This is a genomic window from Sphingopyxis sp. (assembly GCF_040216815.1).
Taxonomy (GTDB): domain Bacteria; phylum Pseudomonadota; class Alphaproteobacteria; order Sphingomonadales; family Sphingomonadaceae; genus Sphingopyxis.
The window spans coordinates 287,377-310,606 of sequence record NZ_JAVJOJ010000011.1 but is presented as its reverse complement, the minus strand read 5'-3'; the positions used below and the strand labels follow the sequence as shown (position 1 = coordinate 310,606).

Below are 23,230 nucleotides of genomic sequence, written 5' to 3'. Positions count from 1 at the left end.
GAACGACCGATGTTGACCGCGAAGCAGCATGAACTGCTCCACTTCATCCAGCAGCGCCTCGACGCAAGCGGCATCTCGCCGTCGTTCGAGGAGATGAAGGAGGCGCTTGGCCTCAAGTCGAAATCGGGCATTCATCGGCTGATCAGTGCCTTGGAAGAAAGGGGCTTCCTCCGCCGCCTTCCCAATCGCGCACGCGCGCTGGAGGTATTGAAACTGCCCGAGGCGGCGAAATCCGCCGCGAGCGACAATCGCGACAATGTCGTCCCGCTCCGCAAGGCACCGTCCGCGCTGAAGCCGATTGCCGCCAACGACATCATCGAGGTGCCGCTGCACGGCAAGATCGCAGCGGGCGTGCCGATCGAGGCGTTCGAGGATCACAACAATCTGGCGGTTCCTGCTGCGCTGCTGGGTGCGGGCGAACATTATGCGCTCGAAGTGTCGGGCGATTCGATGGTCGAAGCGGGGATTTTCGACGGCGATTATGCGCTGATCCAGAAAGCCAATACCGCGCGCGAAGGCGATATCGTCGTCGCGCTTGTCGACGGACAGGATGCGACGCTCAAATATTTCCGCCGCGAAGGCACGATGATCCGTCTCGACCCGGCCAACAGCGCCTATGAGCCGCAACGCTACCCCGCCGAGCGCGTCATCGTGCAAGGGCGTTTGTCGGGACTGCTTCGTCGTTACCACTGACCTGGTGCGGGCGGCGCCAGGGATGCTCGTCGCCTGAACGCAGCGTTGCGACGACCCTTGGCCGGTCACCCAGGTAAAGCGCAAGTCCGCCGGTTTCAGTCAGGCTGTCGCGCTCGATCGTCAGCCAGCGGCCGGCGCATTCGCGCGGCAGCCAACGATCGCTGATGACAATATCGGCGGCAGCGCAGGCCGCAGCCATATCCGCGCCGTCGATCCGGTCGCGGCCGCGCGACGCCAGAATGACGCGCCGCGCGCTCCCTTCGCCTTGAACCCAGCGACAGAAATCGCGATTGCATTCGACGTGATCGAGACCTGCGAGCGTGCCGAGCGGGACGTCGATTCCGGCCGCTTCGGCCAGGCTGTCGCGCACATAGTCCCCCGCACGATCGCGCAGCAGAGCGTAACGCCCGTCGGGCAGCGCCGCAGCGACATGCCGCCCATCGCCGGTCACGAGCAGGTCAGGGCGCGGCTGCGCCAGCAACACCGTCATTCCCACGGCCAAGGGAATGAGTCCCAGGCGGCGCCAGCGCGTTTTCCAGACGAGAATCCAGAGCCCGCCGAACGATGCCAGGCCAAAACCCCACGGCGGAAAACTGGGCAGCGTCGTCACCGCGCCCGGCGCGTCGGCGACCGCATGTGCGAGTGCGATCAGCAGCCGCAGCGCGTGATCGGCGACCCACCAGAAGGGCGCGCCGAGCCCGAAGCTGTCGAACAACAGCGCCAGCGCTTCGGCCGGCATCACGACAAAGGTTGTCAGCGGGATCGCAATGACATTGGCGAGCGCGCCGTAGAGGCCCGCCTTGTGAAAATGGAAGAGCGCGATCGGCGCCAGCGCAACCTCGACGACAAGACCGGTGGCGAGCAAACCCGCGACCCCGCGCCCCAGGCGGATCAGGGGCGATTCGTCGCGGCGGGCCAGAAAGGCCTGCATCGCGGGATTTTCATGGAGCGCGACGATCGCCGTCACCGCGGCAAAGCTCAGCTGGAAACTAGGCCCCGCCAGCGCCTCGGGCCGCCAGAGCAGCACGACAAGCGCGCCCGCCGCGATGAGCCGCAAGGTCAAGGCTTCGCGCCCCATGAGGAACGCGATGAGCACCAGCAGCGCCGCGATGAACGACCGGAGTGTCGGCACCTCGGCCCCGGCAAGCAGCGTATAGCCCCCGCCTGCGAGCGCGCCCGCCGCCGCCGCGAACGGCAGGACATAACCGGCGAGCGCAAGCCGTGGGCTGAGCGCGAGCAATCGCATCGCCAGCAACATCGCAAAACCGACGACGGCGGTGACGTGCAGCCCGCTGATCGACAGCAAATGCGCAAGGCCGCTCCGCCGCATCGCCTCTTCGTCGGCCTCGGCGATCGCGCCGCGATCGCCCGTCACCAACGCCGTTGCGATGCCGCCCGCCGATCCGTCGACCTGCGTTTGAATATGCGCGCTCAACCGCGCGCGCAGCGGTGCTTCGCGGCTCGCCCGCCCCGGAGCGCGCACGACATCGCCGAGTACCGTGCCGACCGCGCCGATGCCATCGAACCAGGCACGCTGCGCGAAATCATAGCCGCCGGGCAGGCTCGCGGTCGGCGGCGGCATCAGCCGTGCGCGCACGCCGACCGCCTCGCCCGCCACCAGGTCGCCCGCCTGCTCGGCCCGCAGGGTGAGCCGGATGCGCGGCGGCAGGTCGGCGCGTTCGCTCGGCTGGACGAGAATGCGCACCTGCCCCTTGGCCGGCCGCGGCTCCACTCGCTCGACGACCGCGGAAAATTCGGTCACGGCCGGCGCCGCGAACACCGGCGCGGCGACCCACAGCGCGCGCGCCCAGATGAGCAATATCCCCGCCGCCATCGCGCTGCAGCCAACCGCGACCGCCCGCCCGGTGCGATTGTGCCAGCCGATCAGCAGCCCGCCGAACAGCCCCGCCGCCAGAAGCAGCAAAAGACCGATCCAATGGGTTCGATAGGGCAGCGCGAGCCAGGCCGCGATTCCCGCTCCCAAGGCGACGGGCAGCCACAGGCCGATACGATCGCGCTCGGCTTCCAGCCGCGTTTCGAGCGCCGCGACGAGCCGCGTCCAGCCGCGCAAGCGGCGGGGTGCAATGGGCGTTTGAAGCGGACTTGTCGCCATGCTAGGGGCACCCCCGATCCCCGCTCGACCGGGCGGCAAAGTGAGTGAAAGAGGCCTTTGTGGCAACCGAAAACCCAACCAATCCGGCCGGATCGGCCGCGCCGGTAACAGGCGAAGCCGCTGGCGCCGCGGTGGTCACGCGCTTTGCGCCTTCGCCCACCGGCTATCTGCACATCGGCGGTGCGCGCACCGCGCTGTTCAACTGGCTGTTCGCGCGGCATCACGGCGGCAAATTCCTGCTGCGTATCGAGGATACCGACCGCGCGCGATCGACCAACGCGGCGATCGACGCGATCCTCGACGGGATGCGCTGGCTGGAACTCGACTGGGACGGCGAGACCGTGTTCCAGTTCGCGCGCGCGCCGCGCCACGCCGAGGTCGCGCACGAATTGCTCGCCAGGGGCGCGGCCTATCGCTGTTATCTGACGCAGGACGAACTTGCCGCGATGCGCGCCGAGGCGCAGGAAAAGCGCCAGCCCTTCCGCGTCCGCAGCCCGTGGCGCGACCGCGACGACGGCGACCCCGCCGCGCCGCACGTCCTGCGCCTCCGCGCGCCGCAGGACGGCGCCGTCACCATAGCCGACAAGGTGCAGGGCGAGGTCACGGTGCAGAATGCCGAACTCGACGATTTCATCCTGCTGCGCAGCGACGGCACGCCAACCTATATGCTGAGCGTCGTCGTCGACGATAACGACATGGGCGTGACGCACGTGATCCGCGGCGACGACCACCTCAACAATGCCTTTCGCCAACTGGCGCTGATCCGCGCGATGGGCTGGCGCGAGCCCGTCTATGCGCACGTCCCGCTGATCCACGGCGCCGACGGCGCGAAACTGTCGAAACGGCACGGGGCATTGGGCGTCGATGCGTACCGCGACGAGATGGGATACCTCCCCGAAGCGGTGAACAATTATCTCCTCCGCCTCGGCTGGGGGCATGGCGACGACGAGATTATCAGCCGGGCGCAGGCCGTCGAATGGTTCGACCTCGATCATGTCGGCCGGTCGCCCTCGCGCTTCGATTTCAAGAAGCTGGAGAATCTGAACGGCCATTATCTGCGCGAAGCGGGCGACGCGCGGCTCGCGGACCTTGTCGCGCCGCGAATCGAAACGATCGCCGGCCGGACGTTGGCCGACAGCGACCGCGCTCTGCTCGCCCGTGCGATGGCGGCGCTGAAGCCGCGCGCCAAGACGCTGGACGAGATCGCCGAGGGCGCGACCTTCCTGTTCGCCCCCGACCCGCTGCCGGTGGACGAGAAGGCGGCCGAGGTGCTAAAAGCCGCGCCCGAAGGCCTGCTCGCCGCGGTGACGCAGCGGCTGCGCGGGCTGGACGCCGACAATTGGACGGCCGAAGCGCTGGAAGCGGCGGTGCGCGCCGAGGCTGAAGCCGCCGAACTGGGGCTGGGCAAGCTGGCGCAGCCGCTGCGCGCGGCGCTCACCGGCCGGACGGTTTCGCCGGGAATTTTCGACGTGCTGCTGCTGCTGGGACGTGAAGTCAGCCTGGCGCGACTTGACGCAGCGCAACATTATCCGGCAGGGGCGTAGCCGCAACATGATCCCCGCCGTCAGAACAGGGAAGAAAATATGACCGACACCGCGAAAATCACGCTGGGCGACAAGACCGTCGACAGCCCTGTCCTGTCGGGCACCGTCGGCCCCGACGTGGTCGACATCCGCAAATTCTATGCCCAGACGGGCGCTTTCACTTACGACCCCGGCTTCACCTCGACCGCGAGCTGCGAATCGAAGCTGACCTATATCGACGGCGACGAAGGCGTGCTGCTCCATCGCGGCTATGCGATCGGCGACCTTGCCGAACATTCGTCGTTCATGGAGGTGTGCTACCTCCTGCTCAACGGCGAGCTGCCCAACGCCGACGAGCTCAAGACTTTCGACAGCACGATCACCCGCCACACGATGCTGCACGAACAGCTCGCGACCTTTTACCGCGGGTTCCGCCGCGACGCGCACCCGATGGCGATCATGTGCGGCGTCGTCGGTGCGCTGAGCGCCTTCTATCACGACTCGACCGACATTCAGGACCCGCACCAGCGGATGATCGCCAGCCACCGGCTGATCGCCAAGATGCCGACGATCGCGGCGATGGCGTATAAATATTCGGTCGGCCAGCCGTTCATATACCCCGACAACAAACTGAGCTACACGGGCAATTTCCTGCGCATGACCTTCGGCGTCCCGGCCGAAGAATATGAGGTGGTGCCCGCCGTCGAACGCGCGCTCGACCGCATCTTCATCCTGCACGCCGACCATGAGCAGAATGCGTCGACCTCGACCGTCCGCTTGGCGGGCTCGTCGGGCGCCAATCCCTTTGCGTGCATCGCCGCGGGCATCGCGTGCCTGTGGGGCCCGGCGCACGGCGGCGCGAACGAAGCCGCATTGAACATGCTGCGCGAGATCGGCCGCCCCGAACGCATCCCCGAATATATCGCGCGTGCAAAGGACAAGGACGACCCGTTCCGCCTGATGGGTTTCGGCCACCGCGTGTACAAGAATTACGACCCGCGCGCGACGGTGATGCAGAAAACGGTGCGCGAGGTGTTCGACGCGCTGAAGGTCAACGACCCGGTGTTCGAAGTCGCGCTGCAGCTCGAGGAAATGGCGCTGAACGACGATTATTTCGTCGAGAAAAAGCTGTTCCCCAATGTCGATTTCTATTCGGGCGTGATCCTGTCGGCGATCGGTTTCCCGACGACGATGTTCACCGCGCTGTTCGCGCTCGCCCGCACCGTCGGCTGGGTCGCGCAGTGGAACGAGATGATTTCGGACCCCGCACAGAAGATCGGCCGCCCGCGCCAGCTCTACACCGGCCCGGCGCACCGCCCCTATGTGCCGGTGGACAAGCGTTAAGTCAGCGCCGCACGGCAAGCCATGTGAGGAAGGGGCCGCGCGTTGCGGCCCCTTTTTTCGTGGGCGGTTGGCCGCTCGAACGGCGCATCCCCCTCCCCCTGATCGTCATCCCGGCGAAGGCCGGGATCTCGTCGGTGCGGTAAACCGAGAGGGTGAGATCCCGGCCTTCGCCGGGATGACAGGGGGGGGCAGGTCCAACCCGACCGCGCGCTTAACTTGTCAAACTTGTCACCTTCATGCGCGGGAAATCAGGGGCTTGCGGAGAGCGCGCGGACGGTGGCGGTCGTCGGCGAAGCGCGCGGGCCGCGTCCAAACGTCAGTAAAGGTCAGCCCTGCGCGCTGTCCTGCCGTGCCCCCCGTGGCGCGGGAAAAGACGGCGGGGCGCGCCGCGTCCACTGCGGGCGACGAGCCTTATATCCATGATGCGAAAGAGCCGAATCAAAGGCTGGCACAGCGGCCCCATGTAGGACAGCGTTTTTTTTGCCCCGCTTCCATTCGTCACCCCGGCTCGGAGCGCGACCGCGCGCCGTCATCCAGACTTGATCCGGGGTCGGCGCCGAGCGTGATCATGCGGCCACGGTGTTCGGGGTGAGAATTACGTGGCCCGTGACGAGTTCATTTTTTCTACTCTACGTACCAAACACGTCGAAACAATTTGCAAGCAGATCAACTGTTGATAACTCTCGTAGATGAGTTAGTACTTTCTCTAACATTTTCGATGTGAGCGATTGAGGTAGGATAACTATGCAAATCTCAAAAGCTTTGGGCCTAGGCAAGACGCAGCCAGAGTTGGACTTCGTAGACATCGATCTTTTTTCCGATACCCCTTTGTTCCTAGACCCCGCCGCATTTTATGAGGGCCAAGGAAGGTTCGCGGAGCAATGCTCACAAGACTTGGAAGAGTTTTTTGATGCCGTCCTTCATGCTGCGGGCACAGGAGATTGGGATTTAGGGATTAGGCTCCTCAAAGGCCTCAGAGAACCGGACGAAATTCAAATGGGCTTTTCGCAAGGCCTTCCTCGCGGCAGAGGGGTCGGAGAAAAGCAAGCAGAACAGATATTTGAAGCAATTTTACGAAGCAAGGCCGTACAAACTGGTCTTATTCGAGATTTAAACGACGCGCTGATGTTCATCCCCGGCATAGGCCCAGACAAGGTTTCTGATATAACTACAAATATTGTTCGCCGGCACCTAATACAATATACTCAAAATCAATTTAGCCTGTATGGGATAGAGATAGATAGTTATATGCCGACCGGCCTGATATGGGATTCTGTAGAAGCCGATTGGACTGAGGGATACGATTACATTCCTGTTGTTAAGAATAGAAAGATACTTTTAGTCCCTAAGCGATATGTAAAATATGCGAGAGATTTTACTAGAGCTAGTCAGCGATACTATGATGGATTTATTGCGAGCTTTATCCGACAACGAGAACTATCAGCCATGGGGCGGCTCGTCAGATTTAAAGAAAAGAAGGACGGGTCTCGAACACCCATTGTCTACAAGGAAGATATAGAGAAAGAAGTCCCTAGACATAAGAACAGCATCGCAGACTTTTCATCCCAGCACCCAGAAGTCTATCAGAAGTTCAAGGACGCCTTCTTCCGTCACAATCCCGCGAGCGTAAATGCAATTATCGCTGCACAAGGACAGAATTTCCGAGAAATAGAGTATGCAAAGCACGCCGTAGAAGCGTTACGGGCAGTGCCATCTGGAAATCGCGATGCGAATGATTATCAATCCCTAATCGTCGGTATACTTCATTTCATTCTGTATCCTAATCTCTCAAACCCAGTGCTGGAACGCCCAATCAACGACGGTCGCAAACGCATAGACATCACGTTCGACAACACGTCGGACAAAGGTATTTTCGCTAGGCTACGGCAGGATCCGTTCCTGCAAGCGCGCGAAATAATGATCGAATGCAAGAATTACACGCATGACATAGCCAATCCAGAAATTGATCAAATGATCGGGAGATTTGATCATCGCAGAGGACGGTTTGGTATTGTAACATGCCGATCAGTCGAAGATCGGGGGAACATGATCGCCCGATGCACTGACGCGTTCCGATCACAGCAAGGTGTGGTCGTTGTCTTATCTGACGAGGATATTTGCGAAGCTCTCTTGGCAGGGCCCCTGGGTCGTGAAATCAGATTTGCGGAAATCATTCAATCTCAGCTCAGAGATCAACTAGGCTGAGTCAATCCATGACACTTCCATGACACTCCCTGTCACAAACACGTCACACAAAACCCCCATTGGCGGCTCAGCGAGTCGCCGCGGGGGTGGCGGCTTGGTTCGGTAACGACCCCCGACAGGATCTTTCCATGTTGCAGAAATTCGGTCTTATCGCTGGTGCGGCGACGTGCGCGCTGGCGCTTTCCGCTTGCCAGGATCAGGCGTCTTCGGGCGGCGGCGCGCGCGATTATATCAGCGCGGTCGGCTCCTCCACCGTCTATCCCTTTGCCACCGCGGTCGGCGAGAAATTCGCCGAAGCGACGGGCAACAAGACGCCGAAGATCGACAGCACGGGCACCGGCGGCGGCTTCGAACGCTTCTGCGCCGGCGTCGGCGGCGACACGCCCGACATCGCGAACGCATCGCGCCGCATCAAGAAAAAGGAGTTCGACACCTGCCAGGCGAATGGCGTCAAGGACATCGTCGAAATCCAGATCGGCATCGACGGCATTGCGCTGGGCGAAGCGACGCGCGGCCCCGGTTTCAAGCTGACCGAGGAAGATGTCTACAAGGCGCTGGCCGCCAACCCCTATGGCAAGCCGAACACCGCGAAGACGTGGAAAGACGTCAACCCCGCGCTGCCCGCGGTCGCGATCTCGGTTTTCGGCCCGCCGTCGACCAGCGGCACCTATGATGCGTTCAAGGAGCTGATCCTGGGCCGCGGGTGCGACGCGAATGCGGAGATGAAGGCGCTGAAGGACAGCGACAAGGACCAGCACGAGGCGGTGTGCACGACGCTGCGCGGTTCGCCCTATTATGTCGAGCAGGGCGAGAATGATAATTTGATCATCTCGAAGCTCGACAAGAATCCGACGAGCCTCGGCATCTTTGGCTTTTCCTATCTCGACGCCAACAAGGACAAGATCAAGGCGGTGCCGGTGCAGGGCGTCGCGCCGACCTATGCGGCGATCGCCGACGGCAGCTACCCCGGTTCGCGCCCGCTGTTCATCTATGTGAAGAAGGCGCATGTCGGCGTCGTCCCCGGGCTGGCCGAATTTGTCGCCGAGTTCCTGAAGGGCGCGGCCGACGGCGGATACCTCAACGCCAAGGGGCTGATCGTGTCGCCGAAGGATGTCGCCGACAAGGCCGCCGCCGCGGGCACCGCGATGACCGTGCTGGATGGCAGCGAGCTGAAATAAGCTCTCTTCCGCCGCCCGATGTTCCCCCGCGAAGGCGGGGGTCCATCACCTGCCCTCGCACTCTCCCGCGCCCGTCGTATAAGGCGACAGCATGGGAGATGGGCCCCCGCCTTCGCGGGGGAACATGTGAGGGATAAGCATCGAGCCAGGCTCCGACGCAACGCGTTGGACACACGGGGACATAAGTGACCTTCAACGCCGCCGCCCTTTTGCTTTTGATTGCGGGCCTTGCGCTGATCGGCTGGCTGGCCGGGCGCGCGCGGTCGAAGCTGCTCGCGGGGCGCGCGGGGGCGAAGCTGCATTCGCGGCCGCAATATCATGGCTGGTACGTCGCGCTGTGGCTGTTCGCGCCCGCGGCGATTTTCCTCGCGGTCTGGTCGAGCGTGTCGCCCGCGCTGATCACCAATCAGGTGCTGGCGAGCGAGGCGGCGCAAAACCTGCCGAGTTTCGGGTTCGAGCGCGGGGCGATCCTCTCCGACGCGCGGAGCGTCGCGCAAGGCAAGCAGGCCGATGTGCGGCTGCCCGCCGCGGCGCCGCTGGTCAAACCCTATGCCGACGCGACACGCCATTATGCGTGGATCGGCATCGCCGCGATGCTCGCGCTCGCGCTCGCGGGCGGGCTTTATGCCTTCACACGGATCAAGCCCGATTTCCGCGCGCGAAGCCGCGTCGAAAAGATCGTGATGGCGGTGCTGCTGCTCGCGTCGCTCGTTGCGATCCTGACGACCTTTGGCATCGTGTTGTCGTTGCTCTTTGAATCGATCCGCTTCTTCCGCCTTGTCTCGCCCGCCGAGCTCTTGTTCGGGACGAACTGGGCGCCGCAGAGCGGTGCGCCGCAGCCCGATACGTTTGGCGGCATCCCGCTGTTCTGGGGTACGGTGCTGATCGGCGCGATCATCGCGATGATCGTCGCGATCCCGATCGGGATGATGACCGCGGTGTACCTCACCCAATATGCCGCGCCGACGGTGCGCAAATGGGTGAAGCCGTGCCTCGAGATCCTCGCGGGGGTGCCGACGGTCGTTTACGGCTATTTCGCCGCGCTGACGGTCGCCCCGGCGCTGCGCGAGTTTGCGGTGATGATCGGCATTCCCAATGCCTCGACCGAAAGCGCGCTCGCCGCGGGGATCGTGATGGGGGTGATGATCATTCCCTTCGTCTCCTCGATGGCCGACGACAGCATCAACGCGGTGCCGCAGGCGATGCGCGACGGCAGCCTCGCATTGGGGGCGACGCCGAACGAAACGATCCGCCAGGTGCTGATCCCCGCCGCGCTGCCCGGCGTGATGGGCGGCATCCTGCTCGCGGTCAGCCGCGCGATCGGCGAAACGATGATCGTCGTCATGGCCGCGGGTCTGTCGGCGAACATGACCGCCAACCCCTTTGCCAGCGTCACCACGGTGACGGCGCAGATCGTGAAATTGCTGACGGGCGACCAGGAATTCGACAGCGCCAAGACGCTCGCCGCCTTTGCGCTCGGCCTCGTGCTCTTCATCGTCACGCTGTTGCTCAACATCGCCGCGCTGCGGATCGTCAAAAAGTATCGCGAAGCTTATGAATAGGGACACCACCCCGACCGACTGGAAGGCCGCGGCGATGCAGAAACGCATCGCGGGCCGCTATGCCGCCGAACGCCGGTTCAAGCTGATGGGGCTGGGCGCGGTGCTGCTGTCGGGCGCGTTCCTGGCGTTCCTGCTGTTCGTGATGGTCGGGAACGGCGCGCGCGGCTTTATCTATACGCATGTCGCGGTGCCGATCGATTTCAAGTCGACCCCGCTGACCGTCGACACCGCGCGGCTGGACGATGCCGACGCCGACCAGCTGATCGCGAACGCGGGGCTCGCCGACATCGTCGATTTTGCCGCCGACGAGGCGCTGGGCGACGGCGGGGCAGAGCTGATTTCCGAAAACGCCTGGAAAGAGGTGCGCAGCGCGATCAAGGCCGATCCCGAGCTTTTGAACGGCAGCAGCGTCTTTGAACTGCCCGCGGCGTCCGAAGTCGACATCATGGCGAAGGAAGGCACGCGCGGCGAACTCGGCGCGCGGGTCGATGCGCTGGAAAAGGACGGCAAGCTGTCGACCGGCATCCATTGGCCCTTCTTCAAGAACGCCGACGCGACCGACCCCGCGGTTGCGGGCATATGGGGCGCGCTCAAGGGATCGGTGCTGACGATCTTCATTGCCTTTTTGATCGCCTTTCCGACCGGGGTGCTCGCGGCGCTTTATCTGGAAGAATATGCGCCGAAGAACCGCTGGACCGACCTTATCGAAGTGTCGATCAACAACCTCGCCGCGGTGCCCTCGATCATCTTTGGCCTGCTCGCGCTCGCGGTGTTCATCAACTGGTTCGGGCTGTGCCAGGCGAGCCCGCTCGTCGGCGGGCTGACGCTCGCGCTGATGACGATGCCGGTGATCGTGATCGCCAGCCGTAACGCGATCAAGGCCGTCCCGCCGTCGATCCGCGACGCCGCGCTGGGCGTGGGCGCGAGCCCCGTGCAGGTGGTGTTCCACCATGTCCTTCCCCTCGCCCTCCCCGGCATCCTCACGGGCACGATCATCGGCATGGCGCGCGCGCTGGGCGAAACCGCGCCGCTGCTGCTCGTCGGGATGCGCGCCTTTATCGGCGACGTACCGGGCGGCATCTGTTCGCCCTCGACCGTGCTGCCGATGCAGATCTTCCTCTGGTCGGACGAAGTCGACCGGGGCTTTGTCGAGAAGACCTCCGCCGCGATCATCGTGCTGCTCATCGTGCTGCTGTCGATGAACGCCTTTGCGATCTATCTTCGCAACAAATTCGAAAAACGCTGGTGACCATGACAAACGACGACCTCACTATCGCCGACCCCAAGATGAAGGCCGAAGGCGTCAACGTCTTCTATGGCGAAAAGCAGGCGATCAACGATGTGTCGATCGACGTCGGCACCGACCTCGTCACCGCCTTCATCGGCCCGTCGGGGTGCGGCAAGTCGACCTTTCTGCGGTCGCTCAACCGCATGAACGACACCGTCGCGAGCGCACGCGTCACGGGCAGGATCGAACTCGACGGTGAGGATATTTACGCGCCGTCGATGGACGTCGTGCAGCTGCGCGCGCGCGTCGGCATGGTGTTCCAGAAACCCAATCCCTTTCCCAAGTCGATCTATGACAATGTCGCCTATGGCCCGCGTATCCACGGGCTTGCCCCGTCGAAGGCCGATCTCGACGTCATCGTCGAACGCGCGCTGGTGCGCGCGGGCCTGTGGGACGAGGTCAAGGACCGCCTCGGCGAAAGCGGCACCGCCTTGTCGGGCGGCCAGCAGCAGCGGCTGTGCATCGCGCGCGCGATCGCGGTCGATCCCGAAGTCATTTTGATGGACGAACCCTGTTCGGCGCTCGACCCGATTGCGACGGCGAAGATCGAGGAGCTGATCCACGAACTGCGCGGAAAATATGCGATCGTGATCGTCACCCACAATATGCAGCAGGCGGCGCGCGTGTCGCAGCGCACCGCCTTTTTCCACCTCGGAACGCTGGTCGAATATGGCAAGACGACCGACATATTCACCAACCCGCGGCAGGAACGCACCAAGGATTACATCACCGGGCGCTATGGTTGATCCGTAGCCGCAGAAGGACGAAGCAATGGCAGTTACCAACGATCATACGGTCAAGGCCTTTGACGAGGACCTCAATCGCCTCCGCGGCCTGATCAGCGAGATGGGCGGCCGCGCCGAACAGGCGCTGCTTCAGGCGATGACCGCGCTCGGCAAGGGCGATCTTGACCTTGCGGCGCAGGTCGTGCGCGACGACAAGAAGATCGACGCGCTGGAGGCCGAGGTCGAGCAGCTTGCAGTGCAGACCATCGCGCTCCGGGCGCCGATGGCGGACGATTTGCGCGAAATGATCGCGGCGCTGAAGATCGTTTCGGTCGTCGAGCGCATCGGCGATTATGCGAAGAATATTGCCAAGCGCGTCGCGCTGATGGACCAGACGCGATCGATCGAAGCGATCCCGGTGCTCATGTCGATGTCGAACATCGTCGCCGAGCTGGTTCACGACGCGCTCGACAGCTTTGCCGCGCGCGACGCCGAACTCGCGGTGCGCGTGACGGTGCGCGACAAGAATGTCGACGATTTCTACAACAGCATCTTTCGCACGCTCGTCACCTTCATGATGGAAAATCCGAAATATATTTCGGAAAGCGCACACCTGCTGTTCGTCGCCAAGAATCTGGAGCGCATGGGCGACCATGCGACCAATATCGCCGAGATGGTCTATTATGTCGTCACCGGCGAACATATGGAGGAACGCGAGCGCGGCGAGACCCCCGAAGAAAGCGCGGCGGCGGAGAAGGAGCAAGGCTGATGCCCCAGCCCGACCTGCTGCTGATCGAGGATGACGAGGCGATCGCCGAGCTCATCGTCTGGCATTTCGCGCGCGAGGGATTTTCGGTCCGGCAAACGCCCGACGGCGAACAGGCGCTGGTGCTGGTCGAAGAACGCGTCCCCGACATCGTCCTGCTCGACTGGATGATCGAAAGCCTGCCCGGCATCGAGGTTTGCCGCCGTCTTCGTCGCAACCCCAAATCGGCGAACGTACCGATCATCATGCTCACCGCACGCGGCGAGGAAGAGGACCGCATCCGGGGCCTCGAAACCGGCGCCGACGATTATGTCACCAAGCCATTCAGCCCGCGCGAGCTGGTCGCGCGCGTCCAGGCGGTGCTGCGCCGGCTGCGCCCCGCGCTGGCGGGCGAGATGCTGACCTATGCCGACATCGAGCTCGATTCGGTCGCGCACAAGGTCGTGCGGGCTGGGCATGTCGTCGCGATGGGGCCGACCGAGTTCCGCCTGCTCCGCCATTTCATGGAACATCCCGGCCGCGTCTTTTCGCGCGGGCAATTGCTCGACAGCGTGTGGGGCCAGGACAGCGACATCGAACTGCGCACGGTCGACGTGCATATCCGGCGGCTGCGCAAGGCGATCAACCTGCCCGGCACGAGCGACATTATCCGCACGGTGCGATCGGCGGGTTACGCGCTGGACGCGGGCAAGAGCGTTTGACGGGGATGGCCGGGGTCAGGCGGCGGCGGACCTGAATTTCATCGTCATCCCGGCCTTGGCAAAAGTTGGCGAATGTCCGAAAACGACCGAAAGCTGCCCTCAACTCTATCGTCATCCCGGCGAAGGGTGTTCAGAGGCACGTGACTCTGAAACACGATCTCACCCTATCGGTTTTCAGCAGGGTTGAGATCCCGGCCTTCGCCGGGATGACGGATAAGGGAAGGTCGGCTTCCCACCCCAAAGCCGACGCCCGCTACCCCGCAGGCAAGCGTAGCCGCACCAGCAAACCGCCCAGATCCTCGCTCTCTTCCAGCGTGATCGTGCCGCCATAGATTTCGGCCACATCGCGGACAATCGCGAGGCCGAGGCCGGTCCCCGGCTTGCCGCTGTCCAGCCGGACGCCGCGGTCGAAGATGCGCGTGCGGTCGGCGGGCGAGATTCCGGCGCCGTCGTCCTCGACGATGATCTCCGCCATCGCCCCGTCGCGGCCGATCGTCACGAAAACGCTGCCGCCACCATATTTGGCCGCATTTTCGAGCAGATTGCCGACCAGTTCGTCGAGGTCCTGGCGCTCGACTTGCACCACCAAAGCCCGGTCGCCCGCGGCGTCGAGCCGCGCGTCGGGATAGAGCGCCGCGACCGCGCGCGACACGCTCTGGACGCTGTCCCACACCACCGCGCGCGCCTGCGCCGCGCCGCGCCGCCCGACCGCGCGCGCGCGGGCAAGGTGATGGTCGACCTGCCGCTGCATCGTCGCCGCTTCGCGCCGCACCGTCTCGGCGAGTTCGGAATCGGAGCTGGTCGCGCTGTTCACGAGCACGGTGAGCGGGGTCTTCAGCGCGTGTGCGAGATTACCGGCGTGGAGCCGCGCTTCCTCTGCCTGTTTCTCATTATGCGCGAGCAGCGCGTTGAGTTCGTCGACCATCGGCTGCACCTCGAGCGGCAGCGGCGCATCGACGCGGCGGTTCTGCCCCCCGCGCATCGCCGCAATCGCGCGCCGGATGTGGCGCAGCGGCCAGAGGCCGTAAAAGGTCTGGAGCGCCGCGAGAATGATGAGGCCGAGGCCGAGCAGGGCGAGGCTGGGGATCAGCGTCTTGCGCACCGCCCCGACCTGAACATCCAGCGCCTCGCGCGATTGCGCGATCTGGTAACGCCAGCTCACCTCGCTGCCGGGCAGGATGACATTGCGTTCGAGGATGCGCAGTTCCTCTTCGGGAAACTGGTCGCTGTCATAGGTGTGGATCTGGTCGTCGATGTGCGGCGTCGGCGCCTTCAGCGTCCGTTCCCACAGCGACCGCGAGCGATAGGGTTCCTGCCCGCCGCCGCTGATCTGCCAGTAAAGCCCGCTGTAAGGCTCCAGAAACCGCTGGTCGCCGAGCGGTTCGATCAACCGCACCTCGCCATCGGGGCCGATTTCCGACGAACGGATCATCGCGATCAGGACATATTCGAGGCTCGAATCGAAATTGCGGGTGATCGCGCTGGTCAACACCCGGTCGAGCGCAAAGCCGCCGCCGATCAGAAGCACCGAAATCCACAGCGCCGCGATCGCGATCATGCGCCGCGCGAGCGAACCGGTCATGCGGTTGGTCAAGGCGGGATCCAAAGCCTCCGCCCTTTCATCCTCCGTCATCCCGGCGAAGGCCGGGATCTCGCCCTAGCAGAATGACGCACCGGCGAGATCCCGGCTTTCGCCGGGATGACGGCAAAAGAAAGGGGACAGCCCACTTCAACCCTGCGGGTCGTCGAGCTGGTAGCCGAGTCCGCGGATGGTGGTGATGATGTCGGCCCCCAGCTTTTTGCGGATGCGCGTCACGAACACCTCGATCGTGTTCGAATCGCGGTCGAAATCCTGATCGTAAATATGTTCGATCAATTCGGTTCGCGACACGACCTTGCCCTTGTGATGGAGCAGGTAGGACAGGAGCTTATATTCCTGCGCGGTCAGCTTCACCGGCTCACCCGCGAGCGTGACACGGCCCGACCGCGTGTCGAGCCGCACATCGCCCGCAGTCAGCTCGCTCGACGCATTGCCCGACGCGCGGCGGATGAGCGCGCGCAGCCGCGCGATCAGTTCTTCGGTCTGGAACGGCTTGGCGAGATAATCGTCGGCGCCGGCGTCGAGGCCCGCGACCTTGTCCGACCAGCTGTCGCGCGCGGTCAAAACGAGCACGGGGAAATTGCGCTTTTCGCGGCGCCAGCGGTCGAGCACGGTCAGCCCGTCGATCTCGGGCAGGCCAAGGTCGAGGATCGCGGCGTCATAGGTTTCGGTCGAGCCCAGAAAATGCCCGTCCTCGCCATCAGTCGCAAGGTCCACGGCATAACCCGCGCCCTCCAGCGTCGCTTTGAGCTGCGGCCCCAGCGTGGGTTCGTCCTCGACAATCAAAATCCGCATTCGGGCGCCTTTCCTTTGCACACCGGCGCGGCCGGCGGCATGTTTCGACTATGTATCAAGTCCGGACGTCCATCGCAAAATTTGGTTGCGAGTCCGCCTTTGCTGCTGTGTCAGGGGTTGCGGCCGACGATGCGGCCGGTGCGTGCGTCGACATAGACGACGACGACCTGGCTGCCGTCCATGAATTTGAGCTTGTAGATCATCCGTTCAGCGTCGAACTGCGGTCCGCCGAGAAAGCTCATCTCGCTATAGGGCGGGCGCGACCGCACGTCGGCGATCAGCTTGCCGAGCGGCACCACCTGCCCCTGCGCCGCCGCCTCGCGCAGATGCCGCTGGTCGCGATCGCCGCGCGCGTCCGCAGGTGCCGCCGCGGCGAGCAGCAATCCCGAAAGGAGCGAAAAGGTCAGGGTGCGGATCATGGCCGTTTCTCTATCGCGCGAGCATTGAATAGCCGATGAATGGGCGCGTCAGCCGTGGTTCGGGTTCGGGACCGGTTGATCCATGGCGCCGGGGCCATGGTGGGCGCGACAGGGATTGAACCTGTGACCCCACCCGTGTGAAGGGTGTGCTCTACCGCTGAGCTACGCGCCCGTCCCGGTGCGGAAAACAGGTCCGCGGTCCGAAAGCCGGACGTCCATAGCCGCTGACGCGGCGAATGCAACGCCCATTTGCCCGAAAATCCGGTCATCGATGCAAAACGGGCCGCAGCTTGCGCCGCGGCCCGAGATATGTTCGACAAGAAAAGCCGCCAACCTTAGTTGACGGCGTCCTTGAGGGCCTTGCCGGCCTTGAACTTCGGCTGGTTCGACGCCGCGATGGTCATCGTTTCGCCGGTGCGCGGGTTGCGGCCGGTCGATGCCTTGCGCTTGCTGACCGCGAAGGTACCGAAGCCGACGAGACGGACTTCGCCGCCCTTCTTCAGCGAGCCGGTGATCGCGTCGAAGACGGCTTCGACGGCCTTGCTGGCATCACCCTTGGTCAGGCCGCTCGAATCGGCGACGGCGGCGATCAGGTCTTGTTTGTTCATGCCTAAGGAACCCCTGCATTATGGTTGAATGATTCTCATGGCCCGAAGCCATGGCGCGCCACTAACGATGTTTGACCCCGGCTTGTCAAAGCAAAAAAGGCAGAAAAACGTCCCAAATCGCCGATTATGCGACGAATTTGGGACGAACGCCCCCTCGGCGGCCGGCGAGTCAGTGCCGAATCGCGCTTTCGGGATCGCCCCCGGCGCCGATCGGCGGCGAGGCCGCAAGTTCGTCGGCCTCGGTCCATTCGATCGGTTCGACCGGCGAAACCAGGGCTTCGGCGAGCACCTGATCGACATGGCTGACGGGAATGACCTTCAGCTTTTCGGTGATGTTCGCCGGGATTTCGACCAGATCCTTTTCATTCTCTTCGGGAATGAGCACGGTCGTGATCCCCCCGCGGAGCGCCGCGAGCAGCTTTTCCTTGAGGCCCCCGATCGCGAGCACGCGGCCGCGCAGCGTCACCTCGCCGGTCATTGCGACGTCCTTGCGCACCGCGATGCCGGTGAGCGTCGAGACCATCGCCGTGACCATGCCAACACCCGCCGAAGGGCCGTCCTTGGGCACCGCGCCTTCGGGAAGGTGGATATGGATGTCCTTGCGCGCGAACAGGCTGGGCTTGATCCCGTAGGCGGGCGCGCGCGCCTTTACGAACGACAGCGCCGCCTGCACCGATTCGGTCATCACCTCACCGAGCTTGCCGGTCGTCTTGACCTGGCCCTTGCCCGACGCGGTAACCGCCTCGATCGTCAACAACTCGCCGCCCACTTCGGTCCAGGCAAGGCCGGTGACGGCGCCGACCTGATCCTCGCGGTCCGACACGCCGTGACGGAATTTCCGCACGCCCGAAAATTCGGAGAGGTTGTCGGGCGTGATCGTCACGCTGTCCGCCTTGCCCTCCAATATCTTGCGCAGCGCCTTGCGCGCCAGCCGCGCGATCTCGCGCTCGAGCGTGCGGACGCCCGCTTCGCGCGTGTAATAGCGGATGAGGTCGCGCAGACCCTCTTCGGTCAGCTCGAACTCGCCGTCCTTCAGGCCATGCGCCTCGACCTGCTTGGCGATCAGGTGGCGCCGGGCGATCTCGACCTTTTCGTCCTCGGTATAGCCTTCGAGCCGGATGATCTCCATGCGGTCGAGCAAAGGCTGCGGCAGGTTCAAGGAATTCGCCGTCGTGACGAACATGATGTCCGAAAGGTCGACGTCGATTTCCAGATAATGATCCTGGAATTTCGCATTCTGTTCGGGATCGAGCACCTCGAGCAGCGCCGATGCCGGATCGCCGCGGAAATCCTGGCCCAGCTTGTCGATCTCGTCGAGCAGGAACAGCGGGTTCATCGCGCCCGCTTTTTTAAGGTTGGTGACGATCTTGCCCGGCAGCGAGCCGATATAGGTGCGGCGGTGGCCGCGAATCTCGGCCTCGTCGCGCACGCCGCCCAGCGACTGGCGTACGAACTGGCGGCCCGTCGCCTTGGCGATCGAACGACCGAGCGACGTCTTGCCAACGCCCGGAGGGCCGACGAGGCACAGGATCGGGCCCTTCAGCTTGTTGGTGCGCGCCTGCACCGCCAGATATTCGACGATCCGGTCCTTGACCTTTTCGAGCGCATAATGGTCGTCGTCGAGGACGGCCTGCGCCTTCGCGATATCCTTCTTGAGCTTCGACTTCTTGCCCCATGGCAGGCCGATCAGCGTGTCGAGATAGTTGCGCACCACCGTCGCTTCGGCCGACATCGGCGCCATTGCGCGCAGCTTCTTCAGCTCGGCATTGGCCTTGGCCTTCGCCTCCTTCGACATTTTGAGGCTGTCGACCTTGAGCTGAAGCTCGGCAAGGTCGTCGCCGCCCTCGCCATTGTCGTTGCCCAGTTCGCGCTGGATCGCCTTCAATTGTTCGTTGAGATAATATTCGCGCTGGCTCTTTTCCATCTGGCGCTTCACGCGGCCGCGGATCTTCTTTTCGACCTGCAGCACGCCGAGCTCGCCCTCCATGAAGGCGAACACCATTTCAAGCCGCTTCGACGGCGCATCCTCGACGAGCAGCGCCTGCTTGTCGGCGACCTTGATATTGAGATTGCCCGCGACCGAGTCGGCGAGGCGCGAGGCGTCGTCGATCTGCGACAGCTGCACCGCGGTTTCGGCGGGCATCTTTTTATTGAGCTTCGCGTAATTTTCGAACTGGTCTACGACCGAGCGCATCAGCGCGGCGGTATCGACGCTGTCGTCTACCGTGTCGGCAATCGGCTTGACGCTCGCCATCACGGCCTTGTCGGCGTCGGTGAGCGCCAGCAGTTTCGCGCGCTCCTTGCCCTCGACCAGCACGCGGACGGTGCCGTCGGGCAGCTTCAACAGCTGTAAAACCGTGGCGATCACGCCAACATCATAAAGGTCGTCGCGCTGCGGATCGTCCTCGCCCGGATCGAGCTGTGCCACGAGGAAAATTTCCTTGCCCGCCTCCATCGCGACCTCGAGCGCGGCGACCGAACGGTCGCGGCCGACGAACAGCGGCACGATCATGTGCGGAAAAACGACGATGTCGCGCAGCGGGAGAAGGGGATAAGATTGCGTCATTATGGCTCCTGAACGCGCGCCGCGACCGGGCGCTGCGTCCTTCTTATAAGGTGGTCATCGCTAATATGGCGTAACTTGCGCCGCGTTCAATGTAGGAGCGCTGAATGGCGGAGGGATCGCATCTCGTCCAACATGTCATCCCGGCGAAGGGTGTTCAGAGGCACATGACTCTGAAACACGATCTCGCCATGGCGTTCCCATGCACCCGTGAGATCCCGGCCTTCGCCGGGATGACTATGAGGTCAAAACGGCAGTTTGAACCCTGGCGGCAGCGGCAGGCCGCTCGTCATCTTGCCCATTTCCTCGTTGCTCGCGGCATCGGCCTTTTCGCGGGCGTCGTTGAAGGCCGCGGCGAGCAGGTCCTCGAGCATCTGCTTGTCGGCGGGGACGATCAGGCTGTCGTCGATATGGATTGCCTTGATCCGCCCCTTGGCGGTCGCCTTGATCTTCACCAGGCCGCCGCCCGAGACGCCTTCGACCTCGACACTGTCGAGCTTCGCCTGCGCTTCCTGCATCTGCGCCTGCACGGTGGCCGCGGCTTCCTGCGCCGCCTTCATCATTTCTTCGATCGATTTCATGGATTGGCCCTATGCTGAACATTATCGTCTTCGACAAGCCTGGCGTCGGGAAAAGCCGCCAGGGCGGCCTTTACGACCGGCAGTTCGCGAATGCGCGCGTCATTGTCGGCGAGCTGCGCCGCTTTCATCTGGCCAAGGCTCGGCCGCCCTTCGCCTTCGCCCGCGCGGACCTGCCAGCGGCTGCCGGTCTGGTTGAACAGCGCCTCGCCCAGCCGCCGCGCGAAATCGCCATCGAGAGCGGACACAGGCGCGTAAATCAGGCGACCCGGTTCGAGTTCCAGCAACCGAAGGTCGTCGTAAACCTGCCGTGCAAGCTGATGATTTCCCGTACTTTCGAGGAGCTGGTGAATCTGGGCAATGGTCAGCGCAGTTGCCGCAGCCTCGGCGGGTGACGCGGCCTCTGTCGCCGCGCCCTCCTGCCCGGCGGGTGCGCCCGGAGCGGTCGGCGCAGCAGGGGCGGCGACGGGCATGGCCGGGACACCGCCCGATTCGAGCAATTTCGCTAGCTCACCCGGATCGGGGAGCGAGGCGGCGTAGATGACGCGCAGCAGCAGCATTTCGAGATGTTCGAGCGGATTGTTCGCTCGCAGCACCTCGTCATGCCCCTTGAGCAGCAGCTGCCACAGCCGGTTCAGGGGCGCGAAGCCCAGCTTCTGCGCCCAATCCGTGATGCGCTCGCGGTCGGCCTCCGCGAGCGCAGGGTCGTCGTGCCGCGACACTTTCGCGAGCGTGACCGCGTGGGTGAGATCCATCAGCCCGCGCACCATCGCGACGGGTTCGATCCCGAGCGCATATTGCGCGCGCGCCAGGTCGATCGCACCGCCGCTATTGCCTTCGAGAATCGCCGCCATCAGCTGCGCGATCGACGAGCGGTCGGACAGGCCGAGCATCGTGCGCACCTGATCGGCGCTGACCTTGACGCCGCCGTCGAGGTCGGCGTGCGCGATCGCCTGATCGAGAATCGACAGCCCGTCGCGCACCGATCCTTCGGCGGCGCTCGCGATCAGCCAGATCGCGGGCGCCTCGGCCTCCACGCCCTCCTTCTGCAAAATCGCGCTGAAGTGCGCGAACAACATGTCGGGGGTGATGCGGCGCAGGTCGAAGCGCTGGCAGCGCGAGAGTACCGTCACCGGCACCTTGTTCACTTCGGTCGTCGCGAACAGAAATTTGACGTGCGGCGGCGGTTCTTCGAGCGTTTTCAACAGCGCATTGAAGGCATTGCGCGAAAGCATATGCACTTCGTCGACGATGTAGATCTTGTAGCGCGCCGAGACGGCGGCATAGCGCACCGCCTCGATAATCTCGCGCACGTCATCGACGCCGGTGTTCGACGCCGCGTCCATTTCGATCACGTCGATATGGCGCCCCTCGGTAATCGCGCGGCACGGCTCGCACACGCCGCACGGGTCGATCGTCGGCCCTCCCTGCCCGTCGGGGCCGATGCAGTTGAGCGCCTTCGCGATCAGGCGCGCGGTCGAGGTTTTGCCGACCCCGCGAACGCCGGTCATCAAAAAGGCGTGCGCCAGCCGGTCGCGCGCAATGGCGTTGCCCAGCGTCTTCACCATCGCATCCTGCCCGATCAGTTCGGCGAAGGTCTGCGGGCGATATTTGCGGGCGAGGACGCGATAAGGGCCGGACGATGCCGCCGGCGCAGGCGTCTCGGGCAAGTCCATGCCCAGCATCGGGGGTTCGTCGTCGGCGGAATCGCTCATGGCCCCGTCTTAGGGGGCGGCGGCGCGCTTGTCGAAGGGGGAAATGGGTGGGAGCCGGAACGACCCGCAGCGAATTCGTTGCGGCTGCTTCCTTCCGGACCTGACCGGGTTGGCGAAGACTGCGTCCGCCCGACTCCCGCGGCGCATATGGCGGCAGACGATCCCAAATGCAAGATCGGCGCGGTCAAGGGGGATAGCGACGGCTTGGGGTGGTTTCCCGACCTTCCCTTATCCGTCATCCCGGCGAAGGCCGGGATCTCACCCTGACGGTTTGCCGCACCGGCGAGATCCCGGCCTTCGCCGGGATGACGATAGAGTTGAGGGCGGCTTCCGGTTGAAACCGGACATTCGCACCCTCACCGTCAGTCGCCCCAGATATGATCGGTCTGAATCCAGCCCTTGCGGCCCTTGACGTCAAGGCGGCACCAGCCGTCCTTGCAATCGCTGATGCGCCCGACGACGCCTGGCTCGGCGCGATAGACGACGGGTGCGGTCGCGCTCGGTTCCTCGCGCATCGGGCGCGTTTCACCGGTGACGATCGCGGTGCGGGTCCGGCTCAAAAGCCGCGCCGCCATCCAGCCGCGCGTGCCGTCGGGATCCTCGATGCGGCGCCAGTTTTCATGGCGCGCGATGACTTTCACGGGCAAATCCTTGCGGCGATATTCCCACAATACGGGCACGTCGGGCGACGGCCCCTTGCGCATCCGCGCTTCGTCGACGCTGATCGACGCCCAATAGGGCAATTCGGGGTCCGACTGGGCCGATGCCGGTCCCACCACGGCAAGGCTGAGCGAAATCAGGGCAATTTTCCGGCTGGTCATCGCAAACCCTTGTCAAAGTTGCGGCCCATTATC

General features: G+C 63.9%; 19 protein-coding genes, 1 tRNA gene and 1 other RNA gene. 10 read left to right on the top strand and 11 right to left on the bottom strand.

The genetic code is table 11. The features are described from left to right. Positions 1-9: 9 nt before the first annotated feature. Entirely contained in the window at positions 10-693 is a 684-nt protein-coding gene (gene lexA, locus RIA72_RS16400; RefSeq protein ID WP_350033132.1) for a transcriptional repressor LexA, read from the top strand. Here lexA and RIA72_RS16395 read toward each other — a convergent pair. Beyond that, positions 647-2,806: a ComEC/Rec2 family competence protein gene (locus RIA72_RS16395; protein ID WP_350033131.1), complete on the bottom strand. Its 2,160-nt coding sequence runs from the start codon at positions 2,804-2,806 to the stop codon at positions 647-649. The two genes, lexA and RIA72_RS16395, sit on opposite strands and share 47 nt — an antisense overlap. Before the next feature lie 59 nt (positions 2,807-2,865). On the opposite strand from RIA72_RS16395, the gene gltX reads away from it, so the two are divergent. From gltX to phoB, 9 genes are all read left to right on the top strand, one after another. After that, positions 2,866-4,350 (top strand): glutamate--tRNA ligase, encoded by a 1,485-nt coding sequence (gltX, locus tag RIA72_RS16390; protein ID WP_350033130.1) that lies wholly within the window; start codon positions 2,866-2,868, stop codon positions 4,348-4,350. Positions 4,351-4,389: 39 nt separating this feature from the next. Continuing rightward, the gene (locus RIA72_RS16385) at positions 4,390-5,673 is read left to right on the top strand and encodes a citrate synthase (RefSeq protein WP_350033129.1); all 1,284 of its coding nucleotides are present in this window, start codon (positions 4,390-4,392) and stop codon (positions 5,671-5,673) included. Between the two features lie 744 nt (positions 5,674-6,417). Continuing rightward, positions 6,418-7,878, top strand: coding sequence for a DUF8370 family protein (locus RIA72_RS16380; RefSeq protein WP_350033128.1), 1,461 nt, complete (start codon positions 6,418-6,420; stop codon positions 7,876-7,878). Positions 7,879-8,006: 128 nt separating this feature from the next. Beyond that, positions 8,007-9,056, top strand: coding sequence for a substrate-binding domain-containing protein (locus RIA72_RS16375; protein WP_350033127.1), 1,050 nt, complete (start codon positions 8,007-8,009; stop codon positions 9,054-9,056). A 185-nt stretch (positions 9,057-9,241) separates the two neighbouring features. Beyond that, positions 9,242-10,618 carry a phosphate ABC transporter permease subunit PstC gene (gene pstC, locus RIA72_RS16370; RefSeq protein ID WP_350033126.1) on the top strand — a complete coding sequence of 459 codons (1,377 nt, stop codon included), beginning with the start codon at positions 9,242-9,244 and terminating at the stop codon, positions 10,616-10,618. Further along, a complete protein-coding gene (pstA, locus tag RIA72_RS16365) occupies positions 10,611-11,867 on the top strand; it encodes a phosphate ABC transporter permease PstA (protein ID WP_350033125.1) in 1,257 nt (418 codons plus the stop codon). Before pstC ends, pstA begins: the two co-directional genes overlap by 8 nt. 2 nt (positions 11,868-11,869) lie before the next feature. Beyond that, the gene (pstB, locus tag RIA72_RS16360; RefSeq protein WP_350033124.1) at positions 11,870-12,652 is read left to right on the top strand and encodes a phosphate ABC transporter ATP-binding protein PstB; all 783 of its coding nucleotides are present in this window, start codon (positions 11,870-11,872) and stop codon (positions 12,650-12,652) included. A 25-nt stretch (positions 12,653-12,677) separates the two neighbouring features. After that, positions 12,678-13,400, top strand: a complete 723-nt coding sequence (phoU, locus tag RIA72_RS16355; protein WP_350033123.1) for a phosphate signaling complex protein PhoU — start codon at positions 12,678-12,680, stop codon at positions 13,398-13,400. Further along, a complete protein-coding gene (gene phoB, locus RIA72_RS16350; protein ID WP_350033122.1) occupies positions 13,400-14,098 on the top strand; it encodes a phosphate regulon transcriptional regulator PhoB in 699 nt (232 codons plus the stop codon). The genes phoU and phoB overlap by 1 nt, the downstream gene beginning before the upstream one ends. Before the next feature lie 253 nt (positions 14,099-14,351). Here the strand turns inward: phoB and RIA72_RS16345 are convergent, their stop codons facing one another. The 10 genes from RIA72_RS16345 to RIA72_RS16300 all read right to left on the bottom strand — a co-directional run bounded on the left by RIA72_RS16345 (position 14,352) and on the right by RIA72_RS16300 (position 23,197). Next, on the bottom strand, positions 14,352-15,656 hold the full coding sequence (locus tag RIA72_RS16345) for a sensor histidine kinase (protein WP_502957979.1): 1,305 nt from the start codon (positions 15,654-15,656) through the stop codon (positions 14,352-14,354). Positions 15,657-15,827: 171 nt separating this feature from the next. Then, positions 15,828-16,493, bottom strand: coding sequence for a response regulator transcription factor (locus RIA72_RS16340; RefSeq protein ID WP_011541111.1), 666 nt, complete (start codon positions 16,491-16,493; stop codon positions 15,828-15,830). A 110-nt stretch (positions 16,494-16,603) separates the two neighbouring features. Continuing rightward, complete coding sequence (locus tag RIA72_RS16335) at positions 16,604-16,912, bottom strand: hypothetical protein (RefSeq protein WP_350033120.1); 309 nt, start codon at positions 16,910-16,912, stop codon at positions 16,604-16,606. 97 nt (positions 16,913-17,009) lie between these two features. Next, positions 17,010-17,084, bottom strand: a tRNA-Val gene (locus RIA72_RS16330). A gap of 163 nt (positions 17,085-17,247) precedes the next feature. Beyond that, the gene (locus RIA72_RS16325; protein ID WP_037510426.1) at positions 17,248-17,520 is read right to left on the bottom strand and encodes an HU family DNA-binding protein; all 273 of its coding nucleotides are present in this window, start codon (positions 17,518-17,520) and stop codon (positions 17,248-17,250) included. 169 nt (positions 17,521-17,689) lie between these two features. Further along, positions 17,690-20,086, bottom strand: coding sequence for an endopeptidase La (lon, locus tag RIA72_RS16320; protein ID WP_350033119.1), 2,397 nt, complete (start codon positions 20,084-20,086; stop codon positions 17,690-17,692). Positions 20,087-20,328: 242 nt separating this feature from the next. Next, a complete protein-coding gene (locus RIA72_RS16315) occupies positions 20,329-20,664 on the bottom strand; it encodes a YbaB/EbfC family nucleoid-associated protein (protein ID WP_338425640.1) in 336 nt (111 codons plus the stop codon). Then, entirely contained in the window at positions 20,661-22,376 is a 1,716-nt protein-coding gene (locus RIA72_RS16310; RefSeq protein WP_350033118.1) for a DNA polymerase III subunit gamma/tau, read from the bottom strand. Before RIA72_RS16310 ends, RIA72_RS16315 begins: the two co-directional genes overlap by 4 nt. 43 nt (positions 22,377-22,419) lie before the next feature. Further along, an RNA gene (ffs, locus tag RIA72_RS16305) (signal recognition particle sRNA small type) lies at positions 22,420-22,517 on the bottom strand. A gap of 221 nt (positions 22,518-22,738) precedes the next feature. After that, a complete protein-coding gene (locus tag RIA72_RS16300) occupies positions 22,739-23,197 on the bottom strand; it encodes an SH3 domain-containing protein (protein WP_350033117.1) in 459 nt (152 codons plus the stop codon). Between the last annotated feature and the right edge of the window lie 33 nt (positions 23,198-23,230).

Coding starts and splice junctions, on each gene's coding strand:
- lexA (WP_350033132.1), top strand. CDS start 10: ATGTTGACCGCGAAGCAGCATGAACTGCTCCACTTCATCCAGCAGCGC.
- RIA72_RS16395 (WP_350033131.1), bottom strand. CDS start 2,806: ATGGCGACAAGTCCGCTTCAAACGCCCATTGCACCCCGCCGCTTGCGC.
- RIA72_RS16385 (WP_350033129.1), top strand. CDS start 4,390: ATGACCGACACCGCGAAAATCACGCTGGGCGACAAGACCGTCGACAGC.
- RIA72_RS16380 (WP_350033128.1), top strand. CDS start 6,418: ATGCAAATCTCAAAAGCTTTGGGCCTAGGCAAGACGCAGCCAGAGTTG.
- RIA72_RS16375 (WP_350033127.1), top strand. CDS start 8,007: ATGTTGCAGAAATTCGGTCTTATCGCTGGTGCGGCGACGTGCGCGCTG.
- pstA (WP_350033125.1), top strand. CDS start 10,611: ATGAATAGGGACACCACCCCGACCGACTGGAAGGCCGCGGCGATGCAG.
- pstB (WP_350033124.1), top strand. CDS start 11,870: ATGACAAACGACGACCTCACTATCGCCGACCCCAAGATGAAGGCCGAA.
- phoU (WP_350033123.1), top strand. CDS start 12,678: ATGGCAGTTACCAACGATCATACGGTCAAGGCCTTTGACGAGGACCTC.
- phoB (WP_350033122.1), top strand. CDS start 13,400: ATGCCCCAGCCCGACCTGCTGCTGATCGAGGATGACGAGGCGATCGCC.
- RIA72_RS16345 (WP_502957979.1), bottom strand. CDS start 15,656: ATGATCGCGATCGCGGCGCTGTGGATTTCGGTGCTTCTGATCGGCGGC.
- RIA72_RS16340 (WP_011541111.1), bottom strand. CDS start 16,493: ATGCGGATTTTGATTGTCGAGGACGAACCCACGCTGGGGCCGCAGCTC.
- RIA72_RS16335 (WP_350033120.1), bottom strand. CDS start 16,912: ATGATCCGCACCCTGACCTTTTCGCTCCTTTCGGGATTGCTGCTCGCC.
- RIA72_RS16325 (WP_037510426.1), bottom strand. CDS start 17,520: ATGAACAAACAAGACCTGATCGCCGCCGTCGCCGATTCGAGCGGCCTG.
- lon (WP_350033119.1), bottom strand. CDS start 20,086: ATGACGCAATCTTATCCCCTTCTCCCGCTGCGCGACATCGTCGTTTTT.
- RIA72_RS16315 (WP_338425640.1), bottom strand. CDS start 20,664: ATGAAATCGATCGAAGAAATGATGAAGGCGGCGCAGGAAGCCGCGGCC.
- RIA72_RS16310 (WP_350033118.1), bottom strand. CDS start 22,376: ATGAGCGATTCCGCCGACGACGAACCCCCGATGCTGGGCATGGACTTG.
- RIA72_RS16300 (WP_350033117.1), bottom strand. CDS start 23,197: ATGACCAGCCGGAAAATTGCCCTGATTTCGCTCAGCCTTGCCGTGGTG.